This window comes from Campylobacter sp. CH246 (genome assembly GCF_004378835.1).
In the GTDB taxonomy this organism is placed as follows: Bacteria; Campylobacterota; Campylobacteria; order Campylobacterales; family Campylobacteraceae; genus Campylobacter_D; species Campylobacter_D jejuni.
In genome coordinates this window covers 131,977-151,520 of sequence record NZ_RYYA01000003.1, presented here as the reverse complement: position 1 = coordinate 151,520, position 19,544 = coordinate 131,977, and the positions used below count along the sequence as shown (strand labels likewise).

The 19,544-nt window shown below is 31.8% G+C and carries 21 protein-coding genes and 1 pseudogene; 7 read left to right on the top strand and 15 right to left on the bottom strand.

What is annotated here, in order from left to right:
- On the top strand, nt 1-651 hold a 651-nt coding region (locus ELQ06_RS03875), incomplete at its 5' end, for a DUF2920 family protein (RefSeq protein ID WP_243833224.1).
- 13 nt (nt 652-664) lie between these two features.
- Here ELQ06_RS03875 and ELQ06_RS03870 read toward each other — a convergent pair.
- The 12 genes and pseudogenes from ELQ06_RS03870 to dcd form a co-directional block, all read right to left on the bottom strand.
- On the bottom strand, nt 665-886 hold the full coding sequence (locus ELQ06_RS03870; RefSeq protein WP_002777644.1) for an acyl carrier protein: 222 nt from the start codon (nt 884-886) through the stop codon (nt 665-667).
- Nucleotides 886-1,947, bottom strand: coding sequence for a beta-ketoacyl-ACP synthase III (locus ELQ06_RS03865; RefSeq protein WP_002860489.1), 1,062 nt, complete (start codon nt 1,945-1,947; stop codon nt 886-888). The genes ELQ06_RS03870 and ELQ06_RS03865 overlap by 1 nt, the downstream gene beginning before the upstream one ends.
- On the bottom strand, nt 1,937-3,499 hold the full coding sequence (locus ELQ06_RS03860; protein WP_032583813.1) for an HAD family hydrolase: 1,563 nt from the start codon (nt 3,497-3,499) through the stop codon (nt 1,937-1,939). Before ELQ06_RS03860 ends, ELQ06_RS03865 begins: the two co-directional genes overlap by 11 nt.
- On the bottom strand, nt 3,496-3,912 hold the full coding sequence (locus tag ELQ06_RS03855) for a VOC family protein (protein ID WP_002854069.1): 417 nt from the start codon (nt 3,910-3,912) through the stop codon (nt 3,496-3,498). The genes ELQ06_RS03860 and ELQ06_RS03855 overlap by 4 nt, the downstream gene beginning before the upstream one ends.
- Nucleotides 3,905-4,798 carry a class I SAM-dependent methyltransferase gene (locus ELQ06_RS03850; RefSeq protein ID WP_002909649.1) on the bottom strand — a complete coding sequence of 298 codons (894 nt, stop codon included), beginning with the start codon at nt 4,796-4,798 and terminating at the stop codon, nt 3,905-3,907. The genes ELQ06_RS03855 and ELQ06_RS03850 overlap by 8 nt, the downstream gene beginning before the upstream one ends.
- Complete coding sequence (locus tag ELQ06_RS03845) at nt 4,795-5,025, bottom strand: acyl carrier protein (RefSeq protein ID WP_002781997.1); 231 nt, start codon at nt 5,023-5,025, stop codon at nt 4,795-4,797. Before ELQ06_RS03845 ends, ELQ06_RS03850 begins: the two co-directional genes overlap by 4 nt.
- A 30-nt stretch (nt 5,026-5,055) precedes the next feature.
- Entirely contained in the window at nt 5,056-5,847 is a 792-nt protein-coding gene (gene legH, locus ELQ06_RS03840) for an N-acetyltransferase LegH (RefSeq protein ID WP_002856586.1), read from the bottom strand.
- Nucleotides 5,848-5,867: 20 nt separating this feature from the next.
- A pseudogene (locus tag ELQ06_RS03835) lies at nt 5,868-6,658 on the bottom strand (AAC(3) family N-acetyltransferase).
- Nucleotides 6,655-7,965, bottom strand: coding sequence for a DUF4910 domain-containing protein (locus ELQ06_RS03830; RefSeq protein ID WP_050459943.1), 1,311 nt, complete (start codon nt 7,963-7,965; stop codon nt 6,655-6,657). Before ELQ06_RS03830 ends, ELQ06_RS03835 begins: the two are co-directional and overlap by 4 nt.
- Complete coding sequence (gene pseC / locus ELQ06_RS03825; protein ID WP_134237467.1) at nt 7,958-9,088, bottom strand: UDP-4-amino-4,6-dideoxy-N-acetyl-beta-L-altrosamine transaminase; 1,131 nt, start codon at nt 9,086-9,088, stop codon at nt 7,958-7,960. Before pseC ends, ELQ06_RS03830 begins: the two co-directional genes overlap by 8 nt.
- A gap of 1 nt (nt 9,089) precedes the next feature.
- Nucleotides 9,090-10,094 carry a UDP-N-acetylglucosamine 4,6-dehydratase (inverting) gene (gene pseB, locus ELQ06_RS03820; protein ID WP_002865680.1) on the bottom strand — a complete coding sequence of 335 codons (1,005 nt, stop codon included), beginning with the start codon at nt 10,092-10,094 and terminating at the stop codon, nt 9,090-9,092.
- A gap of 48 nt (nt 10,095-10,142) precedes the next feature.
- Nucleotides 10,143-10,703 (bottom strand): dCTP deaminase, encoded by a 561-nt coding sequence (gene dcd, locus ELQ06_RS03815; RefSeq protein WP_002854086.1) that lies wholly within the window; start codon nt 10,701-10,703, stop codon nt 10,143-10,145.
- 148 nt (nt 10,704-10,851) lie between these two features.
- Here dcd and accB point away from each other — a divergent pair, with 148 nt between their 5' ends.
- A complete protein-coding gene (gene accB / locus ELQ06_RS03810; RefSeq protein ID WP_002853623.1) occupies nt 10,852-11,307 on the top strand; it encodes an acetyl-CoA carboxylase biotin carboxyl carrier protein in 456 nt (151 codons plus the stop codon).
- Between the two features lies 1 nt (nt 11,308).
- Nucleotides 11,309-12,640: an acetyl-CoA carboxylase biotin carboxylase subunit gene (locus tag ELQ06_RS03805; protein WP_002854112.1), complete on the top strand. Its 1,332-nt coding sequence runs from the start codon at nt 11,309-11,311 to the stop codon at nt 12,638-12,640.
- 37 nt (nt 12,641-12,677) lie between these two features.
- On the opposite strand, the gene salC is transcribed toward ELQ06_RS03805, so the two are convergent.
- Entirely contained in the window at nt 12,678-13,493 is an 816-nt protein-coding gene (gene salC, locus ELQ06_RS03800) for a peptidylprolyl isomerase SalC (RefSeq protein ID WP_052797615.1), read from the bottom strand.
- A 64-nt stretch (nt 13,494-13,557) separates the two neighbouring features.
- On the opposite strand from salC, the gene gltX reads away from it, so the two are divergent.
- The 4 genes from gltX to ELQ06_RS03780 are packed head-to-tail and all read left to right on the top strand — an operon-like array spanning nt 13,558 to nt 17,486.
- Nucleotides 13,558-14,949 carry a glutamate--tRNA ligase gene (gltX, locus tag ELQ06_RS03795; protein ID WP_002869091.1) on the top strand — a complete coding sequence of 464 codons (1,392 nt, stop codon included), beginning with the start codon at nt 13,558-13,560 and terminating at the stop codon, nt 14,947-14,949.
- Between the two features lies 1 nt (nt 14,950).
- A complete protein-coding gene (locus ELQ06_RS03790; RefSeq protein WP_002868535.1) occupies nt 14,951-16,186 on the top strand; it encodes a malic enzyme-like NAD(P)-binding protein in 1,236 nt (411 codons plus the stop codon).
- A complete protein-coding gene (upp, locus tag ELQ06_RS03785) occupies nt 16,183-16,809 on the top strand; it encodes a uracil phosphoribosyltransferase (RefSeq protein ID WP_002874417.1) in 627 nt (208 codons plus the stop codon). Before ELQ06_RS03790 ends, upp begins: the two co-directional genes overlap by 4 nt.
- Before the next feature lie 5 nt (nt 16,810-16,814).
- Nucleotides 16,815-17,486, top strand: a complete 672-nt coding sequence (locus ELQ06_RS03780; RefSeq protein WP_002857885.1) for a menaquinone biosynthetic enzyme MqnA/MqnD family protein — start codon at nt 16,815-16,817, stop codon at nt 17,484-17,486.
- Here the strand turns inward: ELQ06_RS03780 and ELQ06_RS03775 are convergent.
- Nucleotides 17,483-18,133, bottom strand: a complete 651-nt coding sequence (locus ELQ06_RS03775) for a TrkA family potassium uptake protein (protein ID WP_002853664.1) — start codon at nt 18,131-18,133, stop codon at nt 17,483-17,485. The genes ELQ06_RS03780 and ELQ06_RS03775 overlap by 4 nt on opposite strands.
- 10 nt (nt 18,134-18,143) lie before the next feature.
- Nucleotides 18,144-19,487, bottom strand: coding sequence for a TrkH family potassium uptake protein (locus ELQ06_RS03770; protein ID WP_002864101.1), 1,344 nt, complete (start codon nt 19,485-19,487; stop codon nt 18,144-18,146).
- Nucleotides 19,488-19,544: the final 57 nt, after the last annotated feature.

The window sequence follows — 19,544 nt, the reverse complement described above, 5'->3', positions numbered from 1 at the left end:
GGGGGGGGGTCTTATGGAGGATACTTAGCCTTGCTTATAGCTAAAATAGCCCCTTGGTATGTTGATGGCGTGATTGATAATTCGGGTTCGGCTGTTCCACCGCTTAATTATATTATTGGTAGAGAGTTGGAATTTGAAAGTAAAGATACTAATGGAGATATGTATATACAGGGCAATCATTTTTTTGTAAGTTGTTTTCTAAAAACCCACTGGACGCGTAAAGAAAATTCACCTTATTTTTTTAATAATGAAAATTATTTTATTAGAACATTGTTAAATAAAGATCATTTAATTTTACAAAGTCAAAAAAATAAAAATATTATTTATGTGAGTTATCATAGTAAAGAAGATCCTTTAACTCCAGCAAATTTTAAAGAACAAACCATGCAAATATTAAAAATTTTAGGTTACGATGTAAGCTTAAATTTGATAGATGAAAATAAAATTGATGGAAAATTTATTAAAAATTTAGATCATGGTTGTGGTATACCTGATAAAGCCTTATTTAGAAAAGAACTTCCTTTAATGCTTGAAAAATTGCAAAAAAGAAAATCTTTCATGCAAGAGAATTCCATCTCTTATCCTTGTGGAAATAAAGTGTTTATATTTAAAGATGTGGGAGATAAATTTGAATTAACGATAAAAGATTAAAACCTTAAAGGTTTTAATCAAGCTTTGCTAAATTGATTAAATCGCTCACTTTTTGACAATTTTTCAAATCCTCGGCTGTGATTTTTAAAGCAAAAAGATTTTTATAAAGCACCATCACAGATACAAAAGCCAAACTATCCCACTCGTCTATATCATCAAGTAGCATATCTTCATTTAAGTCTTCATCTCTATGCATAGCTTCTTTAAGCTCTTCTAAAAATTCAGTTTTTGTCATTATTTCTCCTTTGTGTAAATTAAAATATCTTTTGTGTATAAATCCTTGAAATTTAGCACGGCACTTCCCCAGCTAAGCCCTGCACCAAAAGCACTCAAACTCGCTTTAAATTCTTTTGGAGTATCTAGTTCACAAAGTAGGGCAGGTAGTGAACAAGCGCTTAAATTAGCGTATTTTTCCATGATGAAATTAGGAACTTTATCATCATTAAGTTTTAACTCTTCTTTAATACAATCAACCAAATACGCATTAGATTGATGAAAAAGATGAAAAGCAATGTCTTTTTCATCTACTTTAGAAAATTCTAAAATTTCTTTAAAGCTTTTAGGTTCGCATTCTAAAGCCATATTAAAAATATTTGCTCCGTCCATGTAAAGATTTTCTAATTGTCTAAACTCCTCAGTTTGCATGAGCGAATCATCGTTAAAAATATCTGCTTTAGGTATTCTCATCGCACCTTTTGGAATGATGAGTTTATCAAAATGTCTTCCATCGCTTCCAAGTTCAAAAAAGGTTTCATTAAAATCCGTTTTTTCAATCAAAGTTGCACTTACTCCATCGCCAAAAATTGGAGCTAAATTCATATTTTTAGGATGGATGAATTTGCTTAAAGTATCCCCACAAACGAGCAAAATTTTACCTAAGCCACTTTGTATTAAAGAATGAGCGACAAATAAGCCGTATAAATACCCTGCACAAGCTTGTCCTAAATCAAAAGCTATGGTTTTAGAGCTTAAATTTAAAAGTTGGTGTAAATAACAAGCCGTAGAAGGCATGAAAAAATCAGGACTTTGAGTTACTACGATGAGTGCATCAAGGCTATTTTTATCTATATTTAAACCTTGTAAAAGTGTATTGGCTGCGTGTTTTCCAAGATCGCTTACGCAAGTGTTTTCATCGCAAATATAACGCGTGTTTAAACCTATGACTTTTTTCATTCTTTTAAGGGTTTTGATATCGTTTGAAAAAACGCTTTCTAACTCATCATCAATGCAAATTTTATGTTCAGGTACGCTTACGCAAATGCCTGAAATTTTAGCTTTATCAAATCTAGTTTTCATGGATTATAAGTCCTTTGAAGTTTAAATTTTGAAATGGAATAAGGGCTGAGTTTTTTTCAAATTCTTTGGAAATTTGTTCTAAAAAGCTCAAAAATGGCATATTTCTTTCGCCTTTTTGATAGTAAAGCCTTGCATTATTGTTTTTAAGATCAAAGAAATATAAAGCTAGTTCAAAGGCTTTAAAAAACATTCTAGTTTCAAGTTTTCTACCTAAAGCCCTACAAGAAATGCAAAGATCATCGATAAATAAATTTCCTTCTTTACAAGAAAAAACAAAAATAGCGATAATCCCACTATCGCTTAATTTATCACTCATACTCACACTTACAATGAGTTCTTTTTGCATGTGTTGTGCGACTTTTTCTTGATTTAAGCGTGTGTAATTAGCGATAAATTGATTGGTTTTGCCTAAAAGTTCGCTAATGCGAGGGATATTTTGCAGATCATTTTTGCTAAAATTTAAGCTGATTTCAAGATTTTGAAAATATTCTTCATCGCTTAAGCTTTTAAGCTCTTCTCTTAAAGCATTGGCTGCTATATCTTTGGCACGAATTTGATCTTCTTTGGTATTTGAAAGTTTTAAAAGATTAGGAAAAAGTTTGATTTTATAAAGTATATTTTCATCGCATAAAAGTGTTTTAACGCCTGTAATTTTGGTATTTTCAAGCTCGGCGATATTATCATCTATAAAAAGCATAGCGTTAGTATTTATATTAAATTTTTTAGCAATTTTTAAGATATTTTCACCTTTTGGCTCCCAATTGATCATTCTAACATCAAAATCATCCCATTGTAAGATGAAATCTTTCCTTATTTCAAAAAGTTTTTTTGCGTCTTTTTCTTCATTTTTTGAAGCTAGGGCAAGTAAAAACCCTTGTTTTTTAAAAGTTTTAATTTTTTCTTGTAAGGTTTTGTGTAAAGGACTTAAATTAAGATTATCTATACCCTCTTCACCTAAAATTCCTTGATACAAGGTATTATCAAGATCAAGTACAAGAGCTTTAAGAGCGGGTTTTACAAGTGCAGGGATGAGACTAAGTCCTAAAATTTGTGCCAAGAAAATCAAGGCTTTATTATTAAGCTTAGAGCCTGTAAGTTCTTCTTTAGCTAAGTCTAAAATATCTTCTTCATCAAAATACTCTTTTATGAGTTTTTCTATGTTAAAAATTTCACAATTTAAAATTTTTTTATCTGTTTTAAATTCTCCTAAACTAAGGACTAAAATAGGGCTTTGTGAAATTTTTCTTAGTTCTAAAAGTCTTTCTTCTATAAAATTTTGCACATTATTTTTATAGCGGGTTAAATCTAGCCATAAAAGTTCTAAACTAGCTTCTTTAAAGTTATCAAAACTCAAGCTATCATCATAAGAGCTGAAATTAAACTCAGCTCTTAAATTAGCAAAATGTAAAAAAGGAGCAATGATACTTTGCACTCCTTCAAAAGCATGATTTCTATGGACATTAATAAGAAGATCTTGACTTTTACTAAAGTCTAATTCTTTGGCAAATTTTATAAGCTTATTGCGTTTTAAATGAGGTGAAAAAAGATTCATTTTAGCTCCACAAGTTCGATTAAAAGCCTATTTGGCATCATGATAAAACAAAGTTTAGCAAAATAGCTTGCTTGCATAATAGGAACAATACAAATGCCTCCTTGTTGTTCCAAAAGAATTAAATCTTGGGCGATATTTTTACTTTCATAGGCTAAATGATACATTTTGGTATTATTTTTCAAATAGCTATCTAGTGGTCCTTTATCGTTTAAATTTTGCAAAAGTTCGAATCTATACTGTGGAAATGCTTCATTACAAGGAATGATAAATTCGCCTCTTACCCCTTGTTTTTCATCTATAAATTCTGATTCTTTATAAAAACCTAGTTTAAAAAAACATTCCCTTTCTTTTTCTAAATTTTTACAAGCCACGCCTATATGATGAAGGGGTAAATTGAGTGTTTTATTAAGCATTTAAAACTACTGCCATAGTGATAGCATTTTTAAATTTCAATGCTTTTTCTAAACTATAATCATTTGCCATAAAACATTCATAAGCTTTAAATTTTAAGCCTGATTTTTCTATCAAATCTTTAACTTCATCAGGATGGGAAAATAAATAAATATGATCAATAGCAGGAGCATTGATAGGAATAGTTGCAAAAATTTCCCCTCCATCGCTAAGAAGCTCTTTAGATCTTTTAAGGAATTCAAGAGGTTTTTCTACGTGTTCTAGCACTTCTCCAATCACTATCAAATCAGCTTTTTTATCAAAATCATAAGTAAAAAAATCTTGACATAAAAAATCACATTTTGTAATCAATCCCCCTACTTGTTGTTTTACCATTTTTTGAGTAAGTTCGCAACTTGTTGGAGAGATATCAAGTCCATAAAAGGCGGAAAATTTACCACTTTTAACCGCTCTTGCAAAATATTCTCCATGGCCAGGGCCTATTTCAAAATAAGTTGTTTTTGGAGTAAAATTTTTTAAATATTGTGAAAAATACTTTCTCACTTTAATATGAGCTATCCAAACAAAAGAAGAAAGAGCTAAGCCTATCATGTATTGTTTCATATAGCTTTCATTAAAATAAACTTTATCCTTAACTTCATCAAAGCTAGAATAACGATAAGCCCCATTTTCTATGAAAAATTTTGTTTCTTCTAAAGTATCGTTAAGGATCAATAAATAACAATCGCATTGTTCTTTTATACTGATACCATCTTGAATATAATAAGAAATTAATTTATCAAATTCTTCTTCGTCTTCTTGTGAAAATTCAATTTTTTTAAGATATTTAGAATGGATAGGATTTTTTTGAGCGATGGCTTGAAATAATTTTTCAATATTTTCTTTCATTTTTCTGCCTTTAGGGTTTGAATTTTTTCTAGTAAAGCGCTTTGAGATTTTAAGAGACTTAAATCTTCTTTGTTAAATTTGATTTCAAATTCTTCTTCTAAACTCATGATGATATCAATATGAGCTAAAGAAGTCCAGTTCTTGCAGTTTTCCATGCTTAAATTTGTATTTTCATCTACTTTGGTTTCAAGTATATTTTCTAAAATTTCATAAAATTGTTTTTCCATTGTATACCACTTTCTTGAGAATGTTGAAAATTAATATATTGTATCATAATTTTCTATTAGAATTGTTTGGTTTATATCTAATTTTTTCCATAAAATTTCTATATATTCTTTAGCGTTGTAAATATTTATATGATCTCCTGCAAAATTGTTTTTTTTAAAATTTTTAGTATTATTAACAATATTGATAATGTTAATTAAATTGGGTTCAGAAGATATGTCAAGTTTTCTAACATAATAACTAATGGTTTTATTGTATGATATATTGTTTTCATCAATTAAAATTCCAGAGAAAATTTTATGATATCTGTAAAATACATTAAATTGTTCTTCTGCATAATGTGTTAGTGTGTGTCCTTGGCCTCCAAATGTCATATATTTTCCATTCTCTTTGGTTAAAACCTCATAAACACAATTTTCCCCAAAACAACTTGTTGTATCTTTTAAAAATAATTCTTCTTTTGCTCCTTTTATAGCAAAAGAAAATATAGGATCGTTTGTGCGTTTTACTCCTGTTTGTTTGCGAAAATATTCATTTAATGCTCCCATTTTTGTTTTGGAATTTATTTTGTCATAAACTTCATTTTTGCAAAAACTATAAGTAAAGGTTGGCATGATCAAAGTGCCTTCTTTGCCTATAACTTCAAAAAAACAATCTAATATAGTCTGTAAAAATTCATTTCTAGAAAGCAAGGGAAAACCGAAATTAAAAAGTTCAGTATGCACACACAAGGTATCGCCTTTTTGTAGTCCTAGTTTGTAAAAAGTTTCTATGAAGTCGTAAGTGGAGTATTTTTTATTTTCAAATTCAAGTAAATATTTCATAAACTACCTTTAAATATTTTTCATAAAAGAAGCTTTTCATATATGGCAAATTTATCCTGCTTAAGGGCGTTGCCTATGGCTTTGACATATTCTTTAGCATCATAGCTTTCTAGAAAATCTCCTGCAAATTTTATGCTTTTGTAATACCTTGTTTGCCGCACGATTTCATTTATCTTATCAAGGCTGCATACATAGGCTTTTTCCAAGTCTCTTACATAATAATTTATCCTTTTTTCTCTTTTTTGTCCTAGCTCGTCAATCACCAAGCCCTTAAATTCCTTAAAATACCTGCAAAAGCTGGTATTTCTCTCTTCAGCATAATGCGTTAGGGCGTGTCCATAATTCAAGCCTAAAAGCATAAATTTCCCACCTTCCCTAGTTAAAATTTCATATACACTATCCTTTCCAAAACAGCTTGAGTTTTCTTTTAAAAAAATATCCGCTTTAGCACCCTTCACAGCAAAGGAAAAAATAGGGTCGCTAGTTCGCCTAACCCCCCCCCGCTAGTTCTAAAAAATTCATTCAGCACTCCCACTTTGCCTTTAGAATGCACTTTATCATAAGTTTCATTTTTGCAAAAACTATAAGTAAAGGTTGGCATTAGAAGAGTGCCTTCCTTGCCTAGCACTTTAAAAAAGCATTCAAGTAAGGTTTTTAAAAAATCATTTTTAGTAAGCAAAGCTTTGCCAAATTTCATAAGTTCTGTATGTACGCATAAAATATCACCCCTTTTTATACCTAGTTGATAAAAAGCATCTATTAAATCCTTATCGGAGTATTTTTTGCCATTGTGTTCTAAAAAATATTTCATTTTACCAGTCCATAAAATTTTATTTTTTCCAAAAGTTCTTTAAATTCATAAGCTTGCATATTTAAGATATTGGCTATATCGATGATATCATTTTCCCCATCACAGTAAGCCAAAAAATTACAAGCCAAAGGAATGTCATTAGCAGTGCTAAGGGTGTGATATAGTCCTCTTTTACCAAGATTGGGTTCGCATACTATGGTGTTTTCATATACAGCGTTGATTTCTAGATTTAAAATCATTTCTTGTATGCTTGAAAGTCCACCCATTAAGCCTTTTTCAGAGATAAAATTGAGATCATCTTTTGAGTTATGATATCCATCATAGTCACCGTATCTTGTGCGACATACTCCTACAATGCCAAGATTTACAAGCGGAGCATTGTATTGTCTTTCATCGCTTCCGCGATCCAAAAAACTAAAAGCTTTGAAATTTTCTTTATTTTTAAGCGTATGCAAGGCAACTTTATCGCTTAGAGTGTTTTCTTTAGGTGTATGTATGAGTGAGTAAGCATGATCATCGCCTAAGCAAGAAAGCACAAAGCCTGCTTTAACATATTTTTTTAAATGCTCTAAATGTTTGCTAAGATAGACTATAGACCCTATGGTTTCAGGGATGATGACAAAGCGGTAATTATATTTTCTTTCTTTTAAACTCAAAAGCCATTTTGCTAGGAAAATAGCCACCACAGGGCCACTAAGCTCGTTATTTGCCATGGAAGGATGACAAAGATAGGTTGAAATTAAAATTTCATCTTTTGAATTTTGCGTACTAGGTAGGATAAAATCAGCATAGTCCAAAACCCCATTTTCATCATGTTTTGCATCGATATAAACTTTGTATTTGCCTTTTTTAAGTTTTTTTCTTTCATTATGCGTGAGACAAAATCCCCAACGCCTTTTGTAATAACTCGTTACATAAGGAATAGCATCGGGCATTTCTTCTATGGAGTAAAGATGATCTTGAAGTTCTTCTAGTTCGATTTCTTTATCGATAGCTTCGCTATAGTTTAGAAGGTGCAAGTTATGCTTTTTAAAATCACAAATTTTTTCTCCTTCTGGAGTGATGATATAGGCTTCTTTGGCGTTCCATTCATCAGGGACTATCCAGTCAAAAACCTTTGTACCACTTTTTATAGAGTGAAATTTGAGTATCCCCCCCCCGCCCAGAGTTTTATTTAAAATTTCTAAGCTATCTCTAAAACCTTGCCCTGTGATACTTCTAGGGATAGGAAAAAGTTCACAAGCTAGTTCATACATAGCCTTTCCAGTTTGGCTAAAATCTTGACTTCTAAAGTCTAGCTTATCCACAATATCCCTTTTTAACTTTTTCAAGAATGCTAAATAAAGTATCTTTTACAAATTTTGCATCCTTTAGATTCATTTCTTGATGACAAGGTATGCTAAGCTCGGCTTTGTAAAAATTATCCGCATTTTGGAGTCTGATTTCTCCTAAGAGTTTTTTATAAAAACTAAACTCATAAGTTGGTTTATAATGTACCTGTACGCCAATTCCTGTATGAAGTAAGCTTTCAAAAAGTTCTTCTTTTTGACAATAAAATTCAGGAAAAAGCAAGATAGGGTATAAATGTCTTGAGCTTTTTTTATAATTTTTGATTTTTATCGTGGAAAAATAAGGATTTTTTTCAAATTCTTTATCGTAAAAACTTGCGATTTCTTCTCTTTTTTCAAGATTGTGATCGAGTTTTTTAAGCTGGTTTATCCCTAAAGCACAAGCAACATCGCTTAAGCGGTAATTATAGCCAAGTTCTACCATATCGCTATCCCAAAGCCTTTTTTTAATTATACCATGGCTTTTTAAAAGCTTGATTTTGGTGATAAGCTCTTCATTATCACTCACCACAGCCCCGCCTTCAAAAGTAGTGATGGGTTTAACAGGATGAAAAGAAAAGATAGAAAGATCGGCTTTTTTTCCTACTTTTTCACTTTTATATAAGGCACCTAAAGCATGGCTTGCATCATCGATTAAAGGGATATTGTATTTTTTAGCAAGGCTTGAAATTTCATCTATTTCAACGCTATTTCCCCCAAAATCCACCACGCTAATAGCTCCTATATTTTTACTATCTTTTAAAAGTCTTGCTTCTAGTTTTTTTTCATCAATATTGCCATCGTTTTTAATGTCGATAAACTCTACCTTAGCTCCAGCTATTAAGGCCGCATTAGCCGTAGCAGCGAAGGTTAAAGGAGTGGTTAAAACGATTTTTTCTTTGACGCCTAGTGCTGTATAGGCAAGATGAAGGGCTGAAGTGGCTGAGTTTAATACACAAGCGTGTTTTACGCCCACATATTCACAAAGAGCTTCTTCAAATTCATTTACCTTTTTACCCCCTGTTAAAATTTCATCTTTTAAAGCTTTTGTAAGCGTATCTATATCGCTTTGATCGATGTTTTGATGAGAATAAGTAAGCATTTTAAAAACCTTCGGTGTGATTGATGATTTCTAAAAGTTCTTTTTCGCTTGCCCATAAAGGATTATTATCCGAGCTGTAAGAAAAACCATCTTTTACCTTTTGTCCTTTTTCGCCTAGGGCATTGATACTAAAGTCATTATCTTTATCTACAAATTTAATACTCGGGCTTATAGCATAGTAGTTTTCAAATTCATAGGTTAAATGACTATCATCGCTTGAAATCATGATTTCATGTAGTTTTTCTCCTGCTCTTATGCCTATGATTTTATGGCTTAAATTAGGAGCTAGAGCATGGGCTAGATCGGTGATTTTCATCGAAGGAATTTTAGGGATAAAGATTTCTCCTCCATGCATTCTTTCAAAATTGCTCAGTACAAATTTTACTCCATCTTCAAGGCTGATCCAAAAACGAGTCATTCTCGTATCGGTGATAGGAAGTTCTTTAGCTCCTTCGCTGATGAGTTTTTTAAAGAAAGGCACCACTGAACCTCTTGAACCTACAACATTGCCATATCTTGTAACACCAAAGCGTGTTTGCTTGTTACCTGCTATGTTGTTTGCAGCGACAAAAAGCTTATCGCTTGCAAGTTTGGTTGCACCGTATAAATTTACAGGATTGCAAGCCTTATCCGTACTAAGAGCGATACATTTTTTAACCCCATTTTCAAAACAAGCATCTATGACATTTTGCGCGCCGTGGATGTTTGTTTTTATACATTCCATAGGGTTATATTCAGCAATAGGCACATGCTTCATCGCAGCAGCATGTATAACAAAATCCACATCACGCATAGCAGTGCTTAAACGCTCTTTGTCTCTTACATCTCCTATGAAATAACGCATGCAAGGAGCGTTAAAAACGCTTGCCATTTCAAATTGTTTAAGTTCATCACGAGAATAAATGATGATTTTATTAGGTTTATAATTTTCTAGCAAAACCTTAGTATAGGTTTTTCCAAAAGAGCCTGTTCCGCCTGTGATTAAGATATTTTTTTTGTTAAACATTTTGCCTTCCTTTGCTTAAGTTTTTTAAAATTAAAGCAACAAGTGTTCCTATTTTAAAATTCTTGGCAAGGTTATGCCCGTTTGAGCTTGATACTTGCCTTTTTTATCTTTATAAGTGGTGTCACATTTTTCATCACCTTGTAAAAACAACACTTGTGCTATGCCTTCATTAGCATAAATTTTTGCAGGTAAAGGCGTAGTATTTGAAATTTCTATAGTGATATGTCCTTCAAAACCTGGTTCAAAAGGGGTAACATTGACGATGATGCCACATCTTGCATAAGTGCTTTTGCCAAGACAAATAGCTAAGACATTATCAGGCATTTTAAAATACTCTATAGTTCTGGCTAGGGCAAAAGAATTTGCAGGAACTATACATACATCGCCTTCAAAATCTACTACATTTTCTTCTACGAAATTTTTTGGATCCACTACAGTTGAATTAACATTGGTAAAAATTTTAAACTCACGCCCTACACGTATATCATAACCATAGCTTGAAAGTCCATAGCTTACCACACCTTTTCCTATATTTGCTTCGCAAAATGGTTCGATCATCTTGTGTTCTAATGCCATTTTTCTTATCCAATTATCCGCTTTTAAGCCCATTTTTAACCTTTTTAATATTTGTAATTGTTTGTAAGGATTATAACCTAAAAAATCTATATTTTTTATGATTTTTTTCTTTTTTAAAGTTAAATTTCAAGTTTTTTTATATAATACAAGGTTAAGTTCTTAAATTTTGTAGGAGAATTTTATGACAAAAGAAGAAATTAAAGAGTTAGTCAACCTTTTTGCTGAAGCAAATATTAGTAAAATTAAGATCAAAGAACAAGATGGTTTTGAAATAGAACTTGAAAGAGATATGTGCTGCGATGTTCCAGCTCCTGTTTGTCCTCCAGTTCCAGCTCCACAACCTATCAATGTAAGCGTTGTAAACGAAGCTCAACCTAGTCAAAGTGTAAAATCAAACAAACCAAGTATAAACAGCCCTATGGTAGGAACTTTCTATCAAGCTCCAAGTCCAGGTGCAGCACCTTTTGTAAAAGTAGGTAGTACGGTTAAAAAAGGCGATACTATAGCTATTATTGAAGCGATGAAAATCATGAATGAAATTGAAGCGGAATTTGATTGTAGGATCGCTGAAATTTTAGTTGCTGATGGTCAGCCTGTAGAATTTGGAATGCCTTTATTTGCGGTGGAGAAATTATAAAATGGAAATTAAAAGCATATTAATTGCTAATCGTGGAGAAATAGCACTGCGTGCTTTAAGAACGATTAAAGAAATGGGTAAAAAAGCAATTTGTGTGTATTCTGAAGCAGATAAAGATGCTTTGTATTTAAAATACGCTGATGCAAGCATTTGTATAGGCAAAGCAAGAAGTTCTGAAAGCTATTTAAATATCCCAGCTATTATTACAGCAGCTGAAATTGCTGAAGCAGATGCGATTTTTCCAGGATACGGATTTTTAAGTGAAAATCAAAATTTTGTTGAAATTTGTGCTAAACATAACATCAAATTTATAGGTCCTTCTGTGGAAGCTATGAATTTAATGAGTGATAAATCAAAAGCAAAACAAGTCATGCAAAGAGCAGGCGTACCTGTGATCCCAGGAAGCGATGGGGCTTTGGCAGGAGCTGAAGCAGCCAAAAAACTTGCCAAAGAAATAGGTTATCCTGTGATTTTAAAAGCAGCTGCAGGTGGTGGTGGTCGTGGTATGCGTGTGGTTGAAAATGAAAAAGATCTTGAAAAAGCGTATTGGTCGGCTGAAAGCGAGGCTATGACAGCATTTGGCGATGGAACTATGTATATGGAAAAATACATACAAAATCCACGCCATATAGAAGTGCAGGTTATAGGAGATAGTTTTGGCAATGTGATTCATGTGGGCGAAAGAGATTGTTCTATGCAAAGACGCCATCAAAAACTTATAGAAGAATCCCCTGCGATTTTGCTTGATGAAAAAACACGCACTAGACTTCATGAAACTGCTATTAAGGCAGCTAAAGCTATAGGATATGAAGGTGCGGGAACTTTTGAGTTTTTGGTAGATAAAAATTTGGATTTTTATTTTATAGAAATGAATACGCGTTTGCAAGTTGAACACTGTGTAAGTGAAATGGTAAGTGGGATTGATATCATAGAACAAATGATTAAAGTAGCAGAAGGTTATGCTTTACCATCTCAAGAAAGTATTAAATTAAATGGGCATTCTATAGAATGTAGAATCACAGCCGAAGATTCCAAAACTTTCTTGCCAAGTCCAGGTAAGATTACTAAATACATTCCACCCGCAGGACGCAATGTCAGAATGGAAAGTCATTGTTATCAAGACTATAGCGTGCCTCCTTATTATGATTCTATGATAGGCAAACTTGTAGTTTGGGCAGAAGATCGTAATAAAGCTATTGCAAAAATGAAAGTAGCTTTAGATGAGTTGCTTATAAGTGGGATAAAAACAACCAAAGATTTTCATCTTTCTATGATGGAAAATCCTGATTTTATTAATAATAATTACGATACAAATTATCTTGCAAGACATTAAAATTTTCCCTATTAAAGGGAAATTTTAATTGTAATTTTTATCTTAAATATTCTATATTGATTTTAGAGCGGAGTTTATCAAAATAATCCTGTATGAAATTTTGTCTTTGTTCGCTTACATAAGCGTTTAAAACTTCATTTTTAACTTGTTCATATTCAGGAGTTTGTGCTCCATCTTTGCTTTTAACTTCATAGAGTTCATAGCCATTTTTTCCATTTAAAACAGGGGAAAAGCCTCCAACAGGAATTTGTGATAAAAGCCCTAAAAGTCTTGGATCGGCATTGCTTGTGTTTAAAGATGCATTTTGTGGTTTAAGGATTGTTTTTTTTGTATTTTTGATATTTTCTAAAGTTTGAGGATTGTTTGATAAATAAATATTTGCATTAATTTGTGTATAAAAAGTGAATTTATCTTTATTTTGTTCGAAAAATTTTTTTGCTCCATCATCACTAAAATCAGTTTTTGCCATACTTGCGATTTTTTCATAAAGTTTTCTTTTTTCTAAATCTTTTTTAAAATTTACACGAAATTGTTCATAGCTTTGATTTTTGGATTTTAAATTTGTTTTGAAAGCATTTAAAGTGATTTTGTTTTGAGCAAGCATTTTATTTATAGCATCATCAAGCTCTAGATCATTGACTACAATACCCAGTTGTTTCATTTGTGAAATTTCCATTTTTTCATTGATGAGTACGCCTAAAGCTTTATTTTTATCAATTTTAAGTGCTTTTATAGTTTGATCTATATCATAAGTTGTGATAGGCTCTTTGTCTACAACTACAGCTATAGCATTAATGGTATTTGCACTAGCTAAACTTGCAAAAAATGCAAAACTTAATAAAATTTTTTTCATTTCAAACCTTTATTTAAGTATAAATATCGCATTATATCAATAAAAATTTAAGAAAAGGCAAAAAATGCACGAAAAACTTACAACGCGTTTTGCTCCAAGCCCAACAGGGTATTTGCACATAGGTGGACTTAGAACAGCTCTTTATAATTATTTATACGCTAGAAAAAATGGTGGAAATTTTTTACTTCGTATCGAAGATACGGATTTAAAAAGAAATTCCAAAGAAGCTACTAAAGCAATTATCGAAGCTTTTAAATGGTGCGGTTTAGAACATGATGGAGAAGTAACTTACCAATCAGAGCGTTTTGATCTTTATAAAGAATATGTTAAAAAGCTTTTAGATGAAGGTAAAGCGTATTATTGTTATATGAGTAAAGAAGAATTAGAAGAATTGCGCGCCAAGCAAGAAGCTGCCAAAGAGCGCCCAAGATATGATGGAAGATATAGAGAATTTACAGGCACGCCACCTCAGGGTATAGAGCCTGTTGTGCGTATTAAAGCACCTCAAAGCGGTGAGATTGTTTTTGAAGATGGGGTTAAAGGCGAGGTGAGATTTAAAGCAGAGGATATAATGGATGATTTTATCATTGCAAGAAGTGATGGAACTCCAACTTATAATTTTACTGTTGTTATTGATGATGCTTTAATGGGGGTAAGTGATGTGATTCGCGGAGATGATCATCTTTCAAATACTCCTAAACAAATTGTGCTTTATGAGGCATTGGGTTTTAAAATTCCTAAATTTTTTCATGTGGCTATGATACATGGAGAAGATGGTAAAAAGCTTTCAAAAAGACATGGGGCAACTGATGTTATGGAATACAAAGAAATGGGAATTTTACCTCAAGCTTTGCTTAATTTTCTTGTGCGTTTAGGTTGGAGCCATGGTGATGATGAGGTTTTTTCATTAGAAGATTTGAAAAAACTTTTTGACCCTTATCATATTAATAAAAGCGCATCTTGTTATAATGCTAAAAAGCTTGAATGGCTTAACGCTCATTATATTAAAACTTTGCCTTTTGAAGAGATTAACCGTCAGCTTAAGGATCTTGGCTTTGATTTATCTGTTTGTGAAAAGGCAGGATTTTTACTTGATTTATTAAGAGAGCGTGCAAAAACCTTGCATGATATTATCAATGGTGCAAAAAGTATAGTTAATGCGCCGCAAAATTATGATGAAAATGCAGTACAAAAATTTATTAACAAAAATAATTTAGAATTGCTCCAAGCATTTGCTAATACACTTAAAGATCAAAAAACAGGTAAAGATTTTGAAGATTTTACAAATGATTTTTTAGAAAAAAAAGAAGCAAAGTTAAAAGATTTGGCTCAGCCTATACGCATAGCTTTAACAGGGAGTGCGGTAAGTCCTAGTATTTTTGAAGTATTAGAATTTTTAGAGGTTGATGAGTGCAAAAAAAGAATAGAAAATTTTTTAAAAGTTAGAGGAAAATAAAATGAATTTAAAAGAAGAAGCTTTAAAATACCATTTAGGTGGGAAAATTGATATTGTACCAAGTAAGCCAATGGCTACAAGCCATGATCTATCTTTGGCGTATAGCCCAGGAGTTGCAGAACCTTGCCTTGAAATCGCTAAAGATAATGAGCTTGCTTATACTTATACAAATAAGGCTAATTTAGTAGCTATAGTTAGTGATGGTTCTGCTGTTTTAGGACTTGGAAACATAGGAGCGCAGGCTTCAAAACCTGTTATGGAAGGTAAGGCTTGTTTGTTTAAAAAATTTGCAAATGTCAATGCTTATGATATAGAAATTGATGTTCATAGTGTGGAAGAGATTGTAAATTTTTGCAAAGCTTTGGCTCCAACTGTGGGCGGGATAAATTTAGAAGATATAGCTGCTCCAAAATGTTTTGAAATCGAAGCGGCTTTACAAGATTTAGGAATTCCTGTAATGCACGATGATCAGCACGGAACAGCTATTATTTCAACTGCAGGGCTTATGAATGCAATGGAGATAAGCGGTAAAAAATTTAAAGACATTAAGGTGGTTGTAAGTGGCGCAGGTGCCGCAGGTATAGCAAGTGCTAAGATGTATAGAAATTTAGGGGTTGAAAATATTATTTTAGTAGATAGCAAAGGAGTGATTTCTAAAGATAGAAATGATTTAACTCCTCAAAAGCTTGAATTTGCTGTTGATTCTAAGGAAAAGACTTTAAAAGAAGTTTTAAAAGGAGCTGATGTTTTCCTAGGACTTAGTGCGCCAAAAATTCTTGATGATGAAATGGTTTTAAGCATGGCAAAAGATCCTGTGATTTTTGCTTTGGCAAATCCTATTCCTGAAGTGATGCCTGAAGATGTAGCTAGACTTAGAAAAGATACGATTGTAGGAACAGGAAGAAGTGATTATCCAAATCAAATCAATAATGTTTTAGGTTTTCCTTTTATTTTCCGTGGGGCTTTAGATGTGCGTGCAAGTAAAATCACTGAAAATATGAAAGTAGCGGCTGCTAAAGCATTAGCAGATCTTGCAAAACTTCCTGTAAGTGATGCAGTTAAAAAGGCTTATAATTTAAGTACCTTAGAATTTGGAAGAGATTATGTCATACCAAAACCTTTTGATGAAAGAGTAAAAGCTGCAGTAAGTACAGCTGTAGCAGCAGCTGCGGTAAAAGATGGTGTGGCTAAGGTAAAAAATTTTAACGAGAAAGCTTATTTTGAAAGCTTAAAATGAAAAATATTCATTGTATCAATCATCCATTGATCGAACATAAGTTAGGAATTTTAAGGGCTAAAGAGACAAAGCCCTTTCAATTTCGTATGTTAATCGATGAAATTTCATCTTTTTTGCTTTTTGAAGTGAGTAAAGATTTTTCTTTAAAAGAAATTGAAATTTCAACACCTATACAAAAAACTATAGTAAAAAAACTTGATGAAAAGATTATGATTTGTCCTATTTTAAGAGCTGCATTAGGAATGCTTGAAAGTGTTTTTAAGATGATTCCTGATGCAAGTGTTGGGTTTTTGGGGTTTGTGAGAAATGAAGAAACTTTAAAGGCGGATTTTTATTTTCAAAAACTTCCCAAAGATGCAAAAAAACGCACTGCTATTGTTATAGATCCTATGTTTGCTACAGGTGGGACTGCTATAGATGCTTGTAATTTTTTAAAAAGCCAAGGAGTTAAAAAAATAAAATTTATATCCATACTTGCTGCTCCACAAGGTTTGAAAAAATTTAGCCAAATGCATGATGATGTAGAAGTTTTTGTGGCTTGTATTGATGAAGGTTTAAATGAAAAAGGTTATATTATCCCAGGGCTTGGAGATGCAGGAGATAGAGTGTTTAACACTCTATAAAAGAGATGATTTTTGGAAAAATTGATTATATTAATCTTTTACCTTTACATATATATCTTAAGAAATATCCCCTACCTAATGGTTATAAAGCAAGTATGGAGTATAAAAAAGGAGTTCCAAGTAAGCTAAATAAAGATTTATTTTATAGAAGAATTGATGCAGCTATCATTTCAAGCATAGAAAGTGCTAGAAAAAAATATAAAAATTTAGATTTGGGTATTTGTGCCAATAAAAGAGTTTTAAGTGTATTAGTAGAAAAAAATACATCAAATGCCAAAGATCCAAGTTCAGCAACTTCAAACGCTCTGGCTAAAGTATTAAAACAAGATGGAAAAGTAATTATAGGTGATAAGGCTTTAAAGCTTTATCTAAAAGATCCTTCTAAATATATCGATTTATGTGCAAAATGGCACGAAAAAACAGGATTGCCTTTTGTTTTTGCTAGATTTTCTTGTGTGCAAAAAAAAGCTTTATATAAACAAATTTTGAAAAAATTTCCAAAAACAAAGATTAAAATTCCTTATTATATACTGCAAAATTATGCCAAAACAAGGGATTTAGATATAAAAGATGTTAGATATTATTTAGATGAAGTTATATATCATAAAATTTCTACCAAAGAAAAAACAGCCTTAAAGCGTTTTGTAAAGGCTTGTAAGGCTTTAAATCTTGCTTAGTGTTCAAATTCTCTAAGTTCTTTAACTGTTCCAAGGAGTATTACAACATCTCCACTATAAACTGTCGTGGTTTCTAAATCAGGTAGTATTTCCCAGTCACTATTTAATTTTTTATAAGAAATCACTTTCATATTTTGTGCTACATGTTTTAAAGAATTTCCTGCTAATTTTTCATCTATATTGATCTTAATAGCTCGTATAGTATTTGCTGAAAGATCAAAAACTTCATAATCAGCATCTTTAGTTAAAAATTCTTTTACTAGTCTTTTAGCACTTTCTTTTTCAGGATAAATAACCTTTGTTGCGCCTAACTTAGAAAGAATTTGACCATGGATATTAGAGGTTGCTTTAGCAATGATATTTTTAACACCTATATCTTTAAGCGCCATAAGAGTAAGGATTGATTTTTCAACATTTTCTCCTATGCTAACAATAACAACTTCAACATCATGAAAGCCTGCTTCTTTTAGGGCTGAAATATTTGTAGAATCTAAAATATAAGCATAGCTTGGAGGATTTTGTATACTTTTTAAAGCTTCCTCATCTTTATCCGCAACGATAACAGTATGACCTCCAGCAATGAGTTCATCTGCTACAACTGAGCCAAATTTTCCAAGTCCTATGATTCCATAATTAAGATTTTTCACGATTTTACCTTTATAAATTAACCTTTCCTTCAGGGAATTTTAAATGAATAGCTTTGTCTTGTTTGAATACCGAGAGTAAAAAAGCAAAAACACCTATCCTGCCACTTAGCATCATAATGATGATAATCACCTTACTAGGATCACTAAATAAAGCACATAAAGATAAAGTTCCACCATTTCCCACTGAAATTCCTACGGTTGCAAAAGCCGAAGAAGTTTCAAAAAGCAAGGCTATAAAATCAAATTTTGACTCTAGCAAGGAAAGCAAAATAACAGCTATTACTATATAAACAGCTGAACCTACAGCTATAATAAAAGCTTTAGATATAGTTTCTCTTGGAATTTCATGTCCAAAAATTCTAACTCTTCCATCGCGGATACTCCAATAAGCATAGAGCAATAAAACCATTACAGTTGTTACTTTCATACCCCCAGCTGTTCCACCTGGTGCACCACCAATAACCATAAACAATGATCCAAAAAATAAGCTTGCATCATGCAAATGTCCCATATCTAAGGTATTAAATCCTGCTGTGCGGTAATTAATAGCGATAAAATATGAGCTTAAAATTTTATCAAAAAATGAAAAATGTCCTATAGTTTGAGGATTTGAGTATTCAAAAGCAAAAATAATAAGCGTTGAAGAGAAAATAAGAAAAATACTTGCAACAACAACCATTTTTGTATGTAGGCTTAAATTTTGCAATTTTTTTCTTTGAAAAAAGTATAATTCAACCAAAACAAAATATCCAAGCCCTCCAATAATAATCAAAGAAGTGATAATAAGATTAATTGCTATATCATGTTTATAAGCTATAAATCCATGTTCAAATATAGTAAATCCAGAATTATTAAAAGCGCTAATAGAATGAAAAATTCCAAACCATAAAGCTTTCTTAAAATTCATTTCAAGGGCAAAACGCATGGTGAGAAGTATAGCACCTATCAATTCTATAGTAAAAATGAACAGCAAAACCTTTTTAAAAAATTTAAATAAACCATCCATTGATGGATAAAATAAAGACTCTTTTAGTAAATTTCTTGCACTAAAACCAACTTTTTTGCGTATGAGTATATAAACAAATAAACCTATACCCATATATCCCAAGCCTCCAATTTGCACCAAAGCTAAGATAATAATTTGTCCTGCTAAGGTAAAATCAACCGCAGTGTTCTTAACTACTAATCCTGTCATACTAACAGCAGATGTGCTTGTAAAAAAGGCATCTAAAAAATCAATAGGAGTTGTATGTGCCCAGCTTGAATGTAGCAATAAAGCCCCAAACAATGCAATAATAATATAACCAGCTAGTAAAATTTTAAAAGTTCGTCTATCTAGTCCAAATTGTTTCAAAAAATTTCCATTTGATAATGATCTAAAGCGGGTATTCTATCTTATTAAAACTTTAAG

Bases quoted from the DNA above. Each gene is read 5' to 3' on its own strand.
- ELQ06_RS03805 (WP_002854112.1), top strand. From the start codon at position 11,309: ATGGAAATTAAAAGCATATTAATTGCTAATCGTGGAGAAATAGCACTG.
- legH (WP_002856586.1), bottom strand. From the start codon at position 5,847: ATGAAATATTTACTTGAATTTGAAAATAAAAAATACTCCACTTACGAC.
- ELQ06_RS03790 (WP_002868535.1), top strand. From the start codon at position 14,951: ATGAATTTAAAAGAAGAAGCTTTAAAATACCATTTAGGTGGGAAAATT.
- gltX (WP_002869091.1), top strand. From the start codon at position 13,558: ATGCACGAAAAACTTACAACGCGTTTTGCTCCAAGCCCAACAGGGTAT.
- dcd (WP_002854086.1), bottom strand. From the start codon at position 10,703: ATGGGCTTAAAAGCGGATAATTGGATAAGAAAAATGGCATTAGAACAC.
- accB (WP_002853623.1), top strand. From the start codon at position 10,852: ATGACAAAAGAAGAAATTAAAGAGTTAGTCAACCTTTTTGCTGAAGCA.
- ELQ06_RS03855 (WP_002854069.1), bottom strand. From the start codon at position 3,912: ATGCTTAATAAAACACTCAATTTACCCCTTCATCATATAGGCGTGGCT.
- pseB (WP_002865680.1), bottom strand. From the start codon at position 10,094: ATGTTTAACAAAAAAAATATCTTAATCACAGGCGGAACAGGCTCTTTT.
- ELQ06_RS03860 (WP_032583813.1), bottom strand. From the start codon at position 3,499: ATGAATCTTTTTTCACCTCATTTAAAACGCAATAAGCTTATAAAATTT.
- upp (WP_002874417.1), top strand. From the start codon at position 16,183: ATGAAAAATATTCATTGTATCAATCATCCATTGATCGAACATAAGTTA.
- ELQ06_RS03780 (WP_002857885.1), top strand. From the start codon at position 16,815: ATGATTTTTGGAAAAATTGATTATATTAATCTTTTACCTTTACATATA.
- salC (WP_052797615.1), bottom strand. From the start codon at position 13,493: ATGAAAAAAATTTTATTAAGTTTTGCATTTTTTGCAAGTTTAGCTAGT.
- pseC (WP_134237467.1), bottom strand. From the start codon at position 9,088: ATGCTTACTTATTCTCATCAAAACATCGATCAAAGCGATATAGATACG.
- ELQ06_RS03850 (WP_002909649.1), bottom strand. From the start codon at position 4,798: ATGAAAGAAAATATTGAAAAATTATTTCAAGCCATCGCTCAAAAAAAT.
- ELQ06_RS03865 (WP_002860489.1), bottom strand. From the start codon at position 1,947: ATGAAAACTAGATTTGATAAAGCTAAAATTTCAGGCATTTGCGTAAGC.
- ELQ06_RS03870 (WP_002777644.1), bottom strand. From the start codon at position 886: ATGACAAAAACTGAATTTTTAGAAGAGCTTAAAGAAGCTATGCATAGA.
- ELQ06_RS03845 (WP_002781997.1), bottom strand. From the start codon at position 5,025: ATGGAAAAACAATTTTATGAAATTTTAGAAAATATACTTGAAACCAAA.